We start from the raw sequence: 14,619 nt of genomic DNA, 5'->3' as shown, positions 1-14,619 counted from the left end.
TCGTTCACGCCGAAAACTGCGGAATGACATACGGCCCCTCCGGGATGACGGCCACCTGGCGGTCGCCGCTGCGCTGGATGCTTTGCGCGATCGCATCGGTGAGGTCGCCGATCATGGTCACGCCGGTCAAATCCCGGTCCGCGCCGGCAAGACCCGTCGTGTAAAGCTCGATCTGGCCGACCCGCATCGGCTTCAGCTGCATTTCCGTCTGCCATTCGTCGATTTCGGCGAGTGATTTTGCGGTCAGGGTCGCCAGGAAACGTTCGGGGCCGAGTTGGACCAGCCGCGCCTGTGCTTCGCGGAATTCATGCGAACCGAAGCCTTCCGAACATTCCGACACCATGATCAGCGTGCCGCCGGGCTCGAGAATGTCGAGCGGCGTCACCATGCCCTTGATCGTCTGGTAATAGGTCTTGTCGAGCGGGTAGCCGGCGGACGAGGTGACGACGGTGCCGTATTTTCTCGGCAGGCCGATGCGCGTGGCGTCGCTGACGAAATCGACCGCCGCCGCGTGGCTGGCGATGATTTCGCCGAAGGTGACGCAGACGAGGTCGCGCTCTTCGTCAAGCACCGTGTTCAGCGCATAGACCTCGCCCAGCAGCTTGACGATTTCGAGCTGCTCCTCATGCAGCGGATTGCCGATCAGGTTGCACTGGACGGCCAGCGGATCTTCCATGAAGCGGGCGGAATGGAAGGTGCGGATGGTTTCGTGATGGGCGACGCCGGGCGCGATGACCTTGCGTCCGCCCGACCAGCCGGCCATGAAATGCGGCTCGACCAGCCCGGTCGCAATGCGAAGATCAGCTTCGACGAACAGCTTGTCGAGTTTGACCGGCGTATGCCGTGTCGGCGTGAAGCCGAGATCGATATGGTCTTCCTCATTGCGGGCATAGTGGTTTTCGACGCGCACGGTTTCGAGCACCCAGCGGTCGCCGACCAGCTCGGCCAGCTCCTCGCCGAGATTGGGGCGATGAAGGCCGGTCGCGACGAGGACGGAGATATTCTCGCGCGGAATGCCGCCGGCAAGCATGGTCTCGATCATCGGGCGCAGGAAGAGATGGTTCGGGACCGGCCGGGTGATGTCGCAGATCAGGATGCAGGCGCTGTTGCGGCCCCTGACCAGCTGCGACAGCGGCGCGGCAGCGATCGGATTTTCGAGCGCCGCGACCACGGCCGCCTTCGGATCGGCGAGCTTAGGCAGCGGTTGTTTGCGGATGACCGTCGGCTCTGCGCCCTCCGGCATCCGGACGGCGAGGTGGCCGCGTCCATAGGAAACCGCAATCGTTTCGTCCTGCATCAGGCCGTCTCCTTGATCCCGCCGAGATAGAGTTCGCGCATCAGCGACATATCTCTCAACTCTTCGATAGGTCCGGAGATGGCGATGCGGCCATTCTGCATCAGATAGCCGCGGGCAGCAACGGAAAGGGCGAGCCCGGCATTCTGTTCGACCAGCAGTACCGAGGCGCCGAAGCGCTCGCCGATATTGAGGATGATCGCCTTGATTTCCTTGACGAGAAGTGGCGAGAGGCCGAGCGAGGGCTCGTCGAGCAGAAGCACCTTCGGCCTTGCCATCAGGCCGCGGGCGATCGCCAGCATTTGTTGCTGGCCACCGCTCAGCGATCCGCCCTTGTCGTTGCGTTTCGCAGCTAGGATTGGAAAGAACGATTCCATCGTCTTCACATCGGCATTGATGCCGTCTGCATCGCGCCGGGTATAGGCGCCGAGGCGCAGGTTTTCCTCGACCGTCATGTCCGCAAATATGCGCCGACCTTCCGGCACCAGCACGACGCCGAGCTTGGCCATCACGTCCGGCGGCTGTCCGGTGACGGTCTCGCCGTCGAAGGTGATCTGTCCGGCACGTGGTTTCACCAGCCCGGCGATGGTGCGCAGCAGTGTCGATTTGCCGGCTCCGTTGGGGCCGAGAATGGTGATGATCTCGTTCTTTTCGAGGGTCAGCGATGCGTCGCGATTGACGATCGTCGGACCATAACCGGTGGTGACGTTGGAAACGGAGAGCAGGGTCACAGTTCACCTCCGAGGTAGACTTCGAGAACCTTCGGGTCGTGCAGCACATCGGCCGTCGGCCCATCGGCGATCTTCGAACCGAAATCGAGGACGGCGAGACGTTTGCAGAGCATCTGCATCAGTTTCATATCGTGGTCGATGACGCAGACGCTGATGCCGTGCGCCGGAAACTGCTGAACAAGACCGACAAGCGCTGCGGTTTCGCGATCGTTGAGACCGGCCGCGGGTTCGTCGAGCAGAAGTAGGGATGGACGCGTCGCCAGCGCAAGAGCCAAGCCAAGCAGGCGTAGGCTGCCGAAGGGCAGGATGCCGGCTCTCTCATTGGCAAGGCTAGGTATGCCGACGAATTCGAGAAGCGAGGCCGGTGTCGGCCAGGCGAAATCCGTGCGGGCGGATGCCGCGGAATGTTCGGTGGCAATCTGGACGTTTTCCAGCACGGTCAGTCCCGGAAAAGCCATGGCCTGCTGGAAGGTGTAGCCGATGCCGTTGCGTGAAATCTGATTGGCGGGAATGCCGGTAATGTCTTTGCCCTTCCAAGTCACGGTGCCGGCGGTCGGCTTGTGGACGCCGGTGACAACATTGAACAGCGTTGTCTTGCCGGAACCGTTCGGGCCGACCACACCCAAAATCTCGCCTTCGTTAATGGCGAGATCGACGCCGGAGAGAGCGGTGACGCCGCCGAACTGCTTACGCAGGCCTTTTATGTCGAGAAGGACGCTCATCGGCCCGCCTCCGGAACGTTACCCGTAGCCGGCGTGCGCTTCGACATCTTGACGAGCCAGGTCCAGCCATCGGCGATACCGGCGATCAGGCCGTTGGGCAAGAACAGGATTACCGCGATCAGGCAGACGCCGTAGAGAATGCGGGACTGGACGGGATCGAGGTTGAGCACTTCCGGCAGGAAGGAGACGAGGATGCCGCCGGCGAGCGGCCCGAGCAGCAGGCGCGCGCCGCCGATCATGACCATCAGCGCCAGATAGATGCTCGGAAAGGAGGCGAACTGACCGGGCGAGATATGGCGCAGGAAATAGGCGAGCAGTACGCCGGAAACGCCGGCAAAGACGCCGCTGACGATGAAGGCGCCGATCTTGTGGCGGCCAACATTAATGCCGAGCGCGGCGGCCAGCTTTTCGTTTTCGCGGATAGCGCGCAGGGTGCGGCCATAGGATGAATTGATGATCGCCCAGCTTGCCACCGCGCTGATCGTCACGAAGGCGACGACGAGCAGATAAAAGCGCGGCAGGGCGTCAAGGTCCGCGCCGAACATAGTCACAGGTTTTCCCATATCAAGGCCACTGGCAGCGCCGGTATAGTCGCCGCCGTTGGTGAGGATGATCGTTAGCAACTGCCCGAAGGCAAAGGTCATGATAACGAAGTGATGGCCGCTGACCCGCAGCGACGGAATGCCGATGAACGCCGCGACGATGGCTGCCATGATGCCGGCGAGCGGAATGGACACCCAGAAGCCGATATCGAAATCGCGGGCCAGAAGCGCCGCCGTATAGGCGCCGACCCCGACCAGCGCCGCATGGCCCATCGACAGGATACCGGTCTGGCCAAACAGCACCGAAAGGCCATAGAGCGCGATGATGTTGATGCCGGCCGAGATGGCAAGCGACAAAAAGCGGTTGCTCGGCGAAAACAGCGGAATCAGCGCCAGCAACAATAGGACGAAAAGAACCGGTGCGAGCGAGCGCAGCGAGGAGACGGATTTGATCATTGTGTCGTTACCGATCATTTCATAGGCCTCTGTCAGGCCATTTTCGGGCCGCTGGTCCCACCGAAGAGACCATGCGGACGGAACAGCAGGACGAGGATCATCAGGCCGAAGGAATAGGCGTCGGTCCATTCGGAAAAGCCGTAGCCGGCGCTGAGGCCCTCGACGATGCCCAGGATCAACCCGGCTGCGACAGCGCCCGACAGGTTACCGAGGCCACCGATCAACGCGACGGCAAAGCCCTTCATGACCATGGTGCCGCCGGTGAACGGCGTGATCGGAAAAAGCGCGATCAGCAGGCCGCCGCCGAGACCGGCCAGTGCGCTGCCGAGCACGAAGACCCCGGTGATGTAGCGGCGCACGGGAATGCCCATCAAGGCTGCCGTATCGCGATCCTCGACGCTGGCGCGGAGCGCCCGGCCGTAGCGGCTGCGGGTGATCATGACATAGGTCATGGCAACGACCGCGATCGTCATCAGGATGACCATCACCCGCACGGAGGCGATGCGCACGCCGCCGATTTCCCAGACGGTCGTCAGCGGACGCGGAATGCTTTTCTGGTTGGCGTTCCAGAACAGGATGACGATGTGCTGGAGAACGACGATCAGGCCGAGCGAGACGATGAAGCCGTTCGTCGGCCGCTCCAGCGTGAAGCGGAAGATGACACGCTCCAGCACGAAGCCCATGAGAGCCACGGCAATCACCCCAAGGACGAGGGCGGCCGGAAAGGGCAGGCCATTGCTGACTGCAAGCCAGGTGACGATGCTGCCGACCATCAGAAATTCCCCATGCGCAAAATTGATGATGCCGGTCAAGCCGAAGATGAGAGTGACGCCGACCGCAATCAGCGTGATAACGCTGGCGATCGACAATCCGTTGAGGAGTTGTTGCAGGAGAATATCCACGGTGGTTTTCCTGTCGGTTGCCTTGCCACTTGCAAAACTGCACGGCCTTTTCTGGAATGGCAGTCCGCCGGACGGTAACATCCGGCGGACTTGAAGACTGTGGCGAAGGTGCCGTCGCCTTCACTCGGGGAAAGTGATTATTCAGGCGCCTTTTCCGGCGGCTGCTGCATCGAGCAGGTGATGTCGCCACCGGGTGCTGCCGCGCAGACTTCCGTTGCGTGGGTCACCTGGTGCGTCTCGTTAAAGGCGAGCGTGTCGGAAACGACGCCCGAATATTTCATCGACATCAGCGCATCGACCGTCTTGTCCGGATCGAAGGAACCGGCTTTTTCCCATGCCTTGGCAAGGAAGTGGACATAGTCATGATAGAGCAGCGACACGGACGAGGTCACGCCATGTGGTGCGCCGGCTGCGAAATAGGCGTCGAAATACGGCTTCGAACCCGGATTGGACGATGCCCCCCAGCAGATCGGCACGCAGCTCATCGCCACGGGAACGTCGGCGGTCAAGCCGCGTTCCTTCCAGATGCCGGGGTCCACACCGAACATGAAGTAGCTTTTCGCAGCTCCGAGTTCGAGCGCCTGCGGCAGCGCCGTCAGCGTCGAGTCGCCGTTGTACCAGAAGTGGATAACGTCCGGATCATAGCTTTTTGCCTTGGTCAGGAAGGGCGAGAAGTCAGTGGTTTCCGGTGGATAGAAGATGATGTCAGGAACGTCCTGGCCCTCTGCCTTGAGAGCGGTGATGTAGAAGGACGATAGGAATTGGCCTGTCGCATCATTGCCCGCAATGACGACCGACTTCTTCGGCTTGGCGCCGAGCAGCGGCTCGAGCAAGCTGAGTACGCCACGTGCGGTCGATCCGGAACGCTGGAATTCCTGCGGTTCCGACTGGAAGAGATAATGGTTCTCGCCTCCGGCCTTGACGGCTTCGGGCGTCAGGACCTTGCCGAGCGTCGAATTGCCGGCGAAATGCAGAATCTTGGCAGGCTGGGTGATCTTCGCCATGGCCAGCGTGAAATCGTGCGATTCCGAACCGAAGATCGCAGCGACCTTTTCGTCGCGCACCAGTTCCTGCGTCGCCGCGATCGCCGTCGCGATGTCCGTGCGGTCGTCGCGCTTGACCATCTCAAGCTTGTAGTTCTTGCCGCCGACGTTGATGCCGCCGGCATCGTTGATCTGCTTGACGGCCAGGCCGACGCCGGCCGGAAGTGTGTGGCCGGCGGAAACGAATGCGCCGGATTCAGCGGCGACGACGCCGATCTTGACTGTATTACCTGCGTCCTGGGCAAGCGCCGGAAATCCGGACGCGCCGAGGCATAGCGCCAATGCTGCGCTCCTCACGAGATTGCTTTTCACGGTTTTCATCCTCCCGATGAATTTTGCAGTCTTACCGGGTTGTCGTACAACCCTGTTTTCTGATAATACCGGTGGCAGAGGATGTCAAGCGATTGCGGCTTGCGTCCCGCCCGGCAGAAAGCCGGCTTGAGCAGCGAGGGAGAACACCATGCGATCCAGACCATTTGGCCGGACAGGCCGCAACGTCAGCGAAATCGGCTTCGGCGCCTGGGCGATCGGCGCCGCCTGGGGCGAGGTCAATGACGACGACGCCATCAAGGCGCTGCATGCCGCGCTGGACAGCGGCGTCACCTTCATCGACACAGCCGATGTTTACGGCGACGGCCATTCCGAACGGCTGATCGCCAAGGCCATGAAGGAACGCGGCGGCGAGCGGCCGTTCATCGCGACCAAGGCTGGACGCCGTTTGCCGGAGCAGACCGTTGCCGGCTACAGCGCCGAAAACCTCACATCCTATGTGGAGCGCAGCCTGAAGAACCTCGAAACCGATACGCTCGACCTGGTTCAGCTGCATTGCCCACTGACAGACCTTTATTACCATCCGGAAGTGTTCGAGCGGCTGGATCGTCTCGTCGAGCAGGGAAAGATCCGCAATTACGGCGTCAGCGTCGAGCGCGTCGAGGAAGCCCTGAAGGCGATCGAATATCCCGGCGTCGTCAGCGTGCAGATCATCTTCAATGCTTTTCGCCAGCGTCCCGCCGAGCGGTTCTTCGCACTGGCGCAGGAAAAGAACGTCGCGATCATCGCCCGCGTGCCGCTGGCAAGCGGCCTGCTTTCCGGCAAGTTCAAGCGCGACACCAAGTTCGAAACGACGGACCACCGCCTTTTCAACCGCAATGGCGAAGCCTTCGATGTTGGCGAAACCTTCTCCGGCGTGCCCTATGAGGTCGGCCTTGATGCGGTCGAACGCATCCGTCCGCTGGTCTCCGGCGATACGACCATGGCCAAGTTCGCCCTGCGCTGGATCCTGATGTTCGATGCCGTCACCGTCGCCATTCCCGGTGCCCGCAATCCGGCACAGGCCCAGTCCAACGCCGAAGCGGCAGCCCTGCCGGCGCTGTCGAAGGATGTCATGGAAAAGATCGTCGAGATTTACGACGAGGATATCCGCAAGCACGTTCATCAGAAGTGGTGAGAGAGCACCCCGTCACACACCTGAAAACCAACGGATATGTCCATGGCCACACCCATCATCGATACACATCACCACTTCTGGGACCCAAAGAGCGGCGGCGACTATGGCTGGCTGAGCGGCCCCTTCGAACCGATCAACCGCGTCTTTGCGCCCGCTGATCTCAGGCCCTCGCTGGAAGCCAACAGGGTTTCCGGAACCGTTCTGGTCCAGACATGGAACGATCTCGGCGAAACCTGGGATTTTATCCGCACGGCTGAGGCAACGGACTTCGTCGCCGGCGTCGTCGGCTGGGTCGATCTCACCGATCCGCATGTCGCGGAAACTCTGGCCGCGCTTCAGGCCAGCCCCGAAGGCAAATGGCTGGTCGGCGTCCGCCATCTCATCCAGACGGAAAGCGATCCGAACTGGCTGCTGCGTGACGATGCACGCCGCGGCCTTCAGGCCATCGAGGCGGCGGGACTGGTTTACGATCTCGTGCCGAACCTGCCGCAGCTTGCCTCCTGCGTGCGCACCGTCGAAGCGTATCCGAACATGCGCTTCGTGCTTGACCATATCTCCAAGCCGAATATCCGTGATCGGGAGTTTGACGATTGGGCAAGGCTGATGCGCGGTTTTCGCACCGAGCGGGATCATGTCTGGTGCAAGCTCTCCGGCATGGTCACGGAAGCGGACTGGCAGAACTGGACGCCGGAAGACCTCAAGCCCTATGTCCGCGAGGTGCTGGACATCTTTGGTGTCGATCGCTGCATGTTCGGCACCGATTGGCCGGTCTGCCTTGTCGCGGGAAGCTACGACCGCGTGCTTGACGCCCTGCGCGAGTGCTTGAAGGACCTTGGCAAAAGCGATCTCGACAAAATCTTAGGCGGAAATGCCATTAAGGCCTATCGGTTGCCGGGATTCTCATCCCGGTCGAGCGGGTGATCGATCATGACCAATGATACAAACGGTCATCGCCGCATCGGCTTTGCATCCCGGTTGGGTTTCGGCGCGAGCGGCATCGGCACGCTCTATCGGGATGTCTCGGAGACGGCGGCACGGGAGGTTCTGGCGACGGCCTATAATGCGGGCCTGCGCTATTTCGATACCGCACCGCTCTATGGTCACGGCCTGAGCGAACTCCGGCTCGGCCAGTATCTTCGCACCGTGCCGCGCGACAGCATCACCGTCTCGACGAAAGTCGGCCGGTACATGGTGCCGCCGCGCGGAGAAAGCGTGGACTACGGGCTCTGGGCCTCTCCGCTGCGGCTGAAGCCCGTATTCGACTACAGCTATGACGGAACGATGCGGTCGCTGGAGCAATCGGCCAACCGCCTTGGCTTTCAGGACTTCGATCTCGTCTATATCCACGATGTCGACCGGTTCACGCATGGCGATGCCTATGAGCGCCGGTTCGGCGAAGCCATGGATGGCTCCTACCGGGCGCTCGACGATCTGCGCAGGGCAGGTCATGTCAAGGCGATTGGCGTCGGCGTCAACGAGGGCGACGTTGCGACGCGCTTTGTCGAGGCGGGCCAGTTCGATGCTGTGATGATCGCCGGGCGCTATACGTTGCTGGATCACAGCGCTGCCGCCGATCTCTTTCCTGCCGCCGAAAAGGCCGGCACGGAAATCGTCGTGGCCGGCGTCTTCAATTCCGGCATCCTGGCGACGGGGTCGGACAAGAGCGCCGCGACCTACGACTATGGTGCGCCGCCAGCGGAGATCACGGCACGGGCGCAGCGGATCGAACGGATCTGCGAAAAGTACGACGTTCCGCTTCAGGCCGCCGCCATCCAGTTTCCGTTCCGCAACAGGCTCGTGTCGGCCGCGGTGCTCGGGATGAGCAGGCCGGAACGGGTCGCGCAGAACCTGGAATGGTCGAAATACGCGATACCGGAAGCGTTCTGGCAGGAGATCGACGATCTTTGCTAAATCCAGTCTGCCTTTATGACACCCCGCCTGATTTCCGTCCGGCGGGGTATTGTCGTCTCAGGCCGCAGCACCCAAAGGCAACGGCGAGCCAGACTCCACGAGGCCCTCGGCCATCAGGTCGTTCCAAAGGGCGGCGGGGATGTTGACCCGCATGTAATCCAGATTCTGGGTCAGTTCGGCGACCGAGCGGGCGCCCGGAATGACGCTGACGACGGCGGGGTGGCCGAGCGGAAACTGCAGCGCTGCTGCGGGCAGCGGAACGCCGTGGCGGTCGCACACTGCCTCGATCTGCCGGACACGATCGAGCACATGGGCTGGAGCAGCACGCGTGTTGAACGTAGCGCCGTCCTTGGCGCCTGTCGCGAGAATGCCGGAATTGTAGGGGCCGCCGATGACGATCTTGGTACCGCGCTCTTCGCAGACCGGGAAGAGAACCGATAGCGGCTCCTGCTCCAGAAGAGTGTAACGCCCGGCCAAAAGGAAATAGTCGAAATGGCCGGCAACGACAAAATCAGACAGCATCTGCCACTGGTTGATACCGACGCCCACCGCCTTGATCACGCCCTGCGCCCGAAGGTCGTCAAGCACCACATAGGCGCCGTCCATCGCCTCGCGAAAACGGCTGCGGGCATAGGGGTCTTCGCCGGGTGCAAAATGGATGGCTTCGTCCGGGTCGTGGATCGCCAACATATCGACGTAGTCGGTGCCGAGCCGTTTCAGCGTGCTTTCGATTGAACGCAGCACGCCGTCGCGGGAATAGTCGAAATCCGCCCGGAACGGCGGCGCGTCGTCCCACAGTTGCGGTGTCATCTCGGATGGCGGAATTGGAACGAGATCGTAGCCGACCTTGGACGAAATAACGATTTCGTGGCGCGGCAGCGACTTGATCGCCTCGCCCAGGCGGCTCTCCGCCAGGCCGAAACCATAGACCGGTGCCGTATCGAAATAGCGGATGCCGTTCTCATAGGCCGCATGCACCGTGGCGTAGGCATCCTGCGGATCGGTGGAGCGATACATATTGCCGAGCCCGGTTCCGCCCAGCCCCATAGTGGTGACGCTCAAGCCATCCGTCACGGCTCTCGACAGAATTTTCTTCATTTCCACTTCCTTTAACCTCGTTCCTGCGAACCGCCTATCGAACGATCCCGCAGTGCGGCCTTGCTCCGAACCACATAAAGACATTGACATAAAACTTGTCGTACAACAAGGTAAGAGGATGATAGAGTGAGGCGACGATGCGCTTGCAGCGCTTTCTGGCGCTTCTCCTATCGAGCGGGGCGGCCAGGATTTTCCAAGCGGATTGCCTTGATAAAAAGGGATGGAAACGATGAAAATTGATGTACGGCACGCCTCGCACCCGGAGGCGGTCCGGGCCTTTGACACCGAAAAGCTCAGGGAACAGTTTCTCGTCGAAACGATCTTCAAGCCGGGTGAAATCGTCCTCACTTATTCCCATTATGATCGCATGGTGCTCGGCGGGGCGATGCCGCTTGCCACACCTCTCGCCCTGTCAGCGTCCAAGCCCCTCGGTCAGGAAACATTCCTTGCCGAGCGTGAACTAGGCGCGCTCAACGTCGGAGGCCCGGGCCGTATCCGCCTCGATGGAACGGCTTATGATCTGGCCCGGCTCGATTGCTTGTATATCGGCAAGGGCATCGTCGAGGTGCTGTTCGAAAGTATCCATCGTGAAAATCCGGCGAAGTTCTACCTTGTCTCGGCGCCCGCCCATGCGATCCACCCGACCGTGCATCTGACGCCCGAGAAGGCCCGCCAGATGAAGGTCGGGGCGCTGGAGACGGCCAACAAGCGTTCGATCTTCCAGTTCATCCATCCGGAGGTCTGCCAGTCCTGCCAGTTGACCATGGGCTTCACGATGCTCGAACCGGGAAGTGTCTGGAATACCATGCCTTCCCATACGCATGACCGTCGCATGGAAGCCTATCTCTATTTCGATGTTCCCGTAGATCAGCGAATTTTCCACTACATGGGTGAACCGACGCAGACGCGTCATCTGCTGGTGGCCAACGAGCAGGCGGTCATCTCGCCGCCATGGTCGATTCATTCCGGCGCCGGGACCAGCAATTACAGCTTCATCTGGGCGATGGCAGGCGACAACAAGAATTTCACCGACATGGACCATGTCGCAATCGGCGAATTGAGGTAACCGGCATGCCAAACCCTTTCGATCTTTCCGGCCGCGCCGCCATTGTGACCGGCGCCAACACCGGCATCGGCCAGGGCATCGCCGTGGCGCTGGCGCAGGCCGGGGCGATGATCGTCGCCGTCGGTCGCTCATCGATGGCGGAAACCGAAGCGCTTGTCCGCGAGGCCGGCGCCGGGTTTCATGCGATTGCTGCCGATCTCGGCTCCATCGATCCGGTCAAGCGGATCGTGGCTGAGACCCTCGAGACCTTCGGAAACATCGATATCCTGGTCAACAATGCCGGCATCGTCCGTCGCGCCGACGCGATCGATTTTTCCGAGGACGACTGGGATGCGGTGATGAACATAAACCTGAAGACCGCGTTCTTCCTCACCCAGGCGGCTGCTCACCACATGCTTGAAAAGGGCAGGGGCAAGGTTATCAACATCGCCTCGATGCTGTCCTTCCAAGGCGGCATCCGCATCCCATCCTATACGGCATCGAAGAGCGGCATTGCCGGACTGACCAAACTCCTTGCCTGCGAATGGGCGGCCAAGGGCGTCAACGTCAATGCCATTGCCCCCGGTTATTTCGTCACCAACAATACGACGGCCTTGCGCAAAGATCCGGAACGCAGCAGCAGCATCCTTGCGCGTATCCCGGCCGGCCGCTGGGGAAATCCGGCCGATATTGGTGGTGCCGCCGTCTTCCTCTCCTCTGCCGCGTCAGACTACGTGCATGGTACCGTGCTGCCGGTGGACGGCGGCTGGCTGGCACGATGAGCAAGGTCTTCAGGCGGCGCCAGCCGGAACACCGCCATCGGCCGCATATTCAAAATAAAGGGTGAATAGGATGCATGTGCTGATCATTGGAGCGGCCGGGATGATCGGTCGCAAGCTTGCGGCCCGTATTGCCGCGGATGGTACGCTGTCCGGCCAGCCGGTCGACAAACTGACCCTGGCCGATATCTTTCCACCGAGCAGTCCCGCCGGATTTTCTGGCGAGGTCACGACCGAGATCGCCGATCTTTCCGAAGGCGGGCGTGCCAGAAATCTGATTGCGCAACGGCCCGATGTCATTTTCCATCTGGCGGCCATCGTTTCGGGAGAGGCGGAAGTCGATTTTGCCAAGGGTTACCGGATCAATCTCGATGGAAGCCGACTGCTGTTTGAAGCCATCCGCGTCGAGAGCGAGGCGAACGGCTATTTTCCGCGCTTGGTCTTCTGCTCCTCGCTTGCCGTTTTCGGCCCGCCCTTCGCATCGCCGATCACCGACGAATTCCTGACGGCGCCGACCACAAGCTACGGCACGCAGAAAGCGATCACGGAGCTGCTGCTTGCGGACTATAGCCGCCGCGGAATTTTCGATGGCGTCGGCATCCGCCTGCCGACAATTTGCGTCCGGCCGGGAAAGCCCAACGCAGCGGCATCCGGGTTCTTCTCCAATATCCTGCGCGAGCCGCTGGTCGGACGGGAGGCAATCCTGCCGGTAGAGGATACGGTGCGCCACTGGTTCGCCAGCCCGCGCTCCGCCGTCGGCTTTCTCCTGCACGGCGCGTCCATCGATCTGTGCGGCCTTGGCGTGCGGCGAAACCTGATCATGCCGGGTCTTTCGGCAACGGTCGCCGACCAGATCGAAGCGCTTCGCAACATTGCGGGCGAAGATGCCGTCAAACTCATCCGCCGCGTGCCGGACGAGCGCATCAAGGCGATCGTTGACGGCTGGGCTTTCGACTACGCACCGGTGCTGGCACTATCGCTCGGCTTTCGAGCCGAAAGTACCATGGCTGAGATCATCCGCATTTATGTGCAGGATGAACTTTCTGGCGGGATCGGATAGCGAATCTGCGCCCGCCATTTTGGACGATTGCTGCCAACAACCGTTTTTAGGAAGAGATAATGAAAGCGATCGTTATTCATGGCGCAAGAGATTTGCGAGTCGAGGAGCGCGCCGTCGAAGACGTCGGTCCTGGACAGGTCGAGATTGCTGTAGAGGCTGGCGGCATTTGCGGGTCGGACCTGCATTATTACAATCATGGCGGTTTCGGTGCGGTCCGCCTGCGCGAGCCGATGATCCTTGGTCATGAGGTCGCCGGTACGGTAAAGAGATTGGGCAAGGGCGTTTCCCGACTTGGTGTCGGTGATCGTGTCGCGGTATCACCGAGCCGCCCCTGCAATGCCTGCTGCTATTGCCTGGCGGGGCAGCAGAACCACTGCTTGAATATGCGCTTTTACGGTAGTGCCATGCCTATGCCGCATATCCAGGGCGCTTTCCGCCAAAGCCTAGTTGCTGAGGAATGGCAGTGCCATAATGTTGCCGATGGAGTGTCAATCAACGAGGCCGCCTTTGCCGAGCCGTTAGCGGTAACCCTGCATGCTGTCGCACGGGCGGGATCACTCCTTGGCAAGCGCGTTCTGGTCACTGGCTGCGGTCCGATCGGGAGCCTGGCGATCATCGCGGCCCGCATTTATGGCGCCCGTGAAATCGTTGCTACGGATGTGACAGGTGCCGTGCTGGAAAAAGCCCGCAGGATTGGCGCTGACCGGACAATCAACATTGAGGCGGATCGAGACGGCCTATCGGCCTATGCTACAAACAAGGGTTACTTCGACGTCCACTTCGAGGCTTCCGGGAACGGTCAGGCGGTTCGATCCGGACTCGATGTCTTAAAGCCGCGGTCGGTGCTGGTTCAACTCGGGCTGGGCGGCGACGTGTCAATCCCACAGAATTTGCTGGTAGCCAAGGAGATCGAGATGAAGGGCACCTTCCGCTTCCATGAAGAGTTCGGAACGGCGGTCGCCCTCATCAATTCAGGCAAGGTCGATATGAAGCCATTGCTCACTAGGATATATAGCATCGACGACGCATTTGCTGCCTTTGAGCTTGCCAGCGATCGGACCAAATCCATGAAGGTCCATATCTCTTTCTAACCGCGTGAATAGCCATGCACCCACTGTATCCTGCGGTGGGTCAATGTCTCATTTTACTCTCGACTTGCCCCTCCGGCGCAAGCGGTCAAAGTTCTCCCGCTCAAGCCTCTGCTCGTTCTTGAGATTTCCCCGGCAGGGCGCAATGTTGATCCTGGATTGCAAGCTGCCAAAGTTCCTTAAACGCTCTTCGCCACAAAGCGTGCATTTTTCAGACGCTTATCCTATTTTCCCCACCCGTGTGCGGTTCGACTCCGTTCAAGGAGGTAGAGTTGGACAAGCTTCCAGGCCATGACCTTGGAGCAGGCGAATGGGAGCGGCCTAAGAGGAGCATTGCCGTCGCCAATGGAATCCAAAGCAGTGAACAATAGTGCGTTGCCACGTAAGTTTCGGCCGCAATTCGGATACGCCGGGTTGGGTGGTGACGAAACGAACGCCATTCGACGACGGTCCTCATGAGGTCCAGAAGGTCATTCCTTACCTGGAGCGCGCCTTCTTGCA

Annotated in this window: 14 protein-coding genes; 7 read left to right on the top strand and 7 right to left on the bottom strand. The window is 60.8% G+C overall.

Annotation, left to right across the window (positions count from 1 at the left end):
* Positions 1–4: 4 nt before the first annotated feature.
* From larA to ACP7BS_RS18205, 6 genes are all read right to left on the bottom strand, one after another.
* On the bottom strand, positions 5–1,297 hold the full coding sequence (gene larA, locus ACP7BS_RS18230; RefSeq protein WP_426239233.1) for a nickel-dependent lactate racemase: 1,293 nt from the start codon (positions 1,295–1,297) through the stop codon (positions 5–7).
* Positions 1,297–2,025 carry an ABC transporter ATP-binding protein gene (locus tag ACP7BS_RS18225; protein WP_426239232.1) on the bottom strand — a complete coding sequence of 243 codons (729 nt, stop codon included), beginning with the start codon at positions 2,023–2,025 and terminating at the stop codon, positions 1,297–1,299. The genes larA and ACP7BS_RS18225 overlap by 1 nt, the downstream gene beginning before the upstream one ends.
* A complete protein-coding gene (locus tag ACP7BS_RS18220) occupies positions 2,022–2,747 on the bottom strand; it encodes an ABC transporter ATP-binding protein (protein ID WP_426239231.1) in 726 nt (241 codons plus the stop codon). The genes ACP7BS_RS18225 and ACP7BS_RS18220 overlap by 4 nt, the downstream gene beginning before the upstream one ends.
* Positions 2,744–3,745, bottom strand: coding sequence for a branched-chain amino acid ABC transporter permease (locus ACP7BS_RS18215; RefSeq protein ID WP_426239230.1), 1,002 nt, complete (start codon positions 3,743–3,745; stop codon positions 2,744–2,746). The genes ACP7BS_RS18220 and ACP7BS_RS18215 overlap by 4 nt, the downstream gene beginning before the upstream one ends.
* Positions 3,746–3,777: 32 nt before the next feature.
* Complete coding sequence (locus ACP7BS_RS18210) at positions 3,778–4,647, bottom strand: branched-chain amino acid ABC transporter permease (RefSeq protein ID WP_426239229.1); 870 nt, start codon at positions 4,645–4,647, stop codon at positions 3,778–3,780.
* Positions 4,648–4,784: 137 nt separating this feature from the next.
* Positions 4,785–6,002 carry an ABC transporter substrate-binding protein gene (locus ACP7BS_RS18205; protein WP_426239228.1) on the bottom strand — a complete coding sequence of 406 codons (1,218 nt, stop codon included), beginning with the start codon at positions 6,000–6,002 and terminating at the stop codon, positions 4,785–4,787.
* A 148-nt stretch (positions 6,003–6,150) separates the two neighbouring features.
* Between ACP7BS_RS18205 and ACP7BS_RS18200 the strand changes: the two genes are divergently transcribed.
* Genes ACP7BS_RS18200 through ACP7BS_RS18190 form a run of 3 tightly spaced genes read left to right on the top strand, consistent with a single transcriptional unit; the run spans position 6,151 to position 9,048 of the window.
* Positions 6,151–7,137 carry an aldo/keto reductase gene (locus ACP7BS_RS18200; RefSeq protein ID WP_426239227.1) on the top strand — a complete coding sequence of 329 codons (987 nt, stop codon included), beginning with the start codon at positions 6,151–6,153 and terminating at the stop codon, positions 7,135–7,137.
* Positions 7,138–7,179: 42 nt separating this feature from the next.
* Complete coding sequence (locus ACP7BS_RS18195) at positions 7,180–8,058, top strand: amidohydrolase family protein (RefSeq protein WP_426239226.1); 879 nt, start codon at positions 7,180–7,182, stop codon at positions 8,056–8,058.
* A gap of 6 nt (positions 8,059–8,064) precedes the next feature.
* Entirely contained in the window at positions 8,065–9,048 is a 984-nt protein-coding gene (locus ACP7BS_RS18190) for an aldo/keto reductase (RefSeq protein ID WP_426239225.1), read from the top strand.
* A gap of 57 nt (positions 9,049–9,105) precedes the next feature.
* On the opposite strand, the gene ACP7BS_RS18185 is transcribed toward ACP7BS_RS18190, so the two are convergent.
* The gene (locus ACP7BS_RS18185; RefSeq protein ID WP_426239224.1) at positions 9,106–10,146 is read right to left on the bottom strand and encodes an aldo/keto reductase; all 1,041 of its coding nucleotides are present in this window, start codon (positions 10,144–10,146) and stop codon (positions 9,106–9,108) included.
* Positions 10,147–10,375: 229 nt separating this feature from the next.
* On the opposite strand from ACP7BS_RS18185, the gene kduI reads away from it, so the two are divergent.
* The 4 genes from kduI to ACP7BS_RS18165 all read left to right on the top strand — a co-directional run bounded on the left by kduI (position 10,376) and on the right by ACP7BS_RS18165 (position 14,121).
* The gene (gene kduI / locus ACP7BS_RS18180; RefSeq protein WP_426239223.1) at positions 10,376–11,212 is read left to right on the top strand and encodes a 5-dehydro-4-deoxy-D-glucuronate isomerase; all 837 of its coding nucleotides are present in this window, start codon (positions 10,376–10,378) and stop codon (positions 11,210–11,212) included.
* 5 nt (positions 11,213–11,217) lie between these two features.
* The gene (gene kduD, locus ACP7BS_RS18175; protein ID WP_426239222.1) at positions 11,218–11,973 is read left to right on the top strand and encodes a 2-dehydro-3-deoxy-D-gluconate 5-dehydrogenase KduD; all 756 of its coding nucleotides are present in this window, start codon (positions 11,218–11,220) and stop codon (positions 11,971–11,973) included.
* A gap of 70 nt (positions 11,974–12,043) precedes the next feature.
* Positions 12,044–13,030 carry a D-erythronate dehydrogenase gene (gene denD, locus ACP7BS_RS18170; RefSeq protein WP_426239221.1) on the top strand — a complete coding sequence of 329 codons (987 nt, stop codon included), beginning with the start codon at positions 12,044–12,046 and terminating at the stop codon, positions 13,028–13,030.
* A 59-nt stretch (positions 13,031–13,089) separates the two neighbouring features.
* Positions 13,090–14,121, top strand: coding sequence for an L-idonate 5-dehydrogenase (locus ACP7BS_RS18165; protein ID WP_426239220.1), 1,032 nt, complete (start codon positions 13,090–13,092; stop codon positions 14,119–14,121).
* Positions 14,122–14,619: the final 498 nt, after the last annotated feature.

Origin of the sequence: Pararhizobium sp. DWP1-1-3, assembly GCF_049896125.1 — a bacterium.
Lineage (GTDB): Bacteria > Pseudomonadota > Alphaproteobacteria > Rhizobiales > Rhizobiaceae > Pararhizobium.
This window is presented reverse-complemented; position numbering and strand designations above follow the sequence as displayed.

Coding starts and splice junctions, on each gene's coding strand:
- kduD (WP_426239222.1), top strand. CDS start 11,218: ATGCCAAACCCTTTCGATCTTTCCGGCCGCGCCGCCATTGTGACCGGC.
- ACP7BS_RS18195 (WP_426239226.1), top strand. CDS start 7,180: ATGGCCACACCCATCATCGATACACATCACCACTTCTGGGACCCAAAG.
- ACP7BS_RS18220 (WP_426239231.1), bottom strand. CDS start 2,747: ATGAGCGTCCTTCTCGACATAAAAGGCCTGCGTAAGCAGTTCGGCGGC.
- ACP7BS_RS18215 (WP_426239230.1), bottom strand. CDS start 3,745: ATGATCAAATCCGTCTCCTCGCTGCGCTCGCTCGCACCGGTTCTTTTC.
- denD (WP_426239221.1), top strand. CDS start 12,044: ATGCATGTGCTGATCATTGGAGCGGCCGGGATGATCGGTCGCAAGCTT.
- ACP7BS_RS18165 (WP_426239220.1), top strand. CDS start 13,090: ATGAAAGCGATCGTTATTCATGGCGCAAGAGATTTGCGAGTCGAGGAG.
- ACP7BS_RS18185 (WP_426239224.1), bottom strand. CDS start 10,146: ATGAAGAAAATTCTGTCGAGAGCCGTGACGGATGGCTTGAGCGTCACC.
- kduI (WP_426239223.1), top strand. CDS start 10,376: ATGAAAATTGATGTACGGCACGCCTCGCACCCGGAGGCGGTCCGGGCC.
- ACP7BS_RS18200 (WP_426239227.1), top strand. CDS start 6,151: ATGCGATCCAGACCATTTGGCCGGACAGGCCGCAACGTCAGCGAAATC.
- larA (WP_426239233.1), bottom strand. CDS start 1,297: ATGCAGGACGAAACGATTGCGGTTTCCTATGGACGCGGCCACCTCGCC.
- ACP7BS_RS18190 (WP_426239225.1), top strand. CDS start 8,065: ATGACCAATGATACAAACGGTCATCGCCGCATCGGCTTTGCATCCCGG.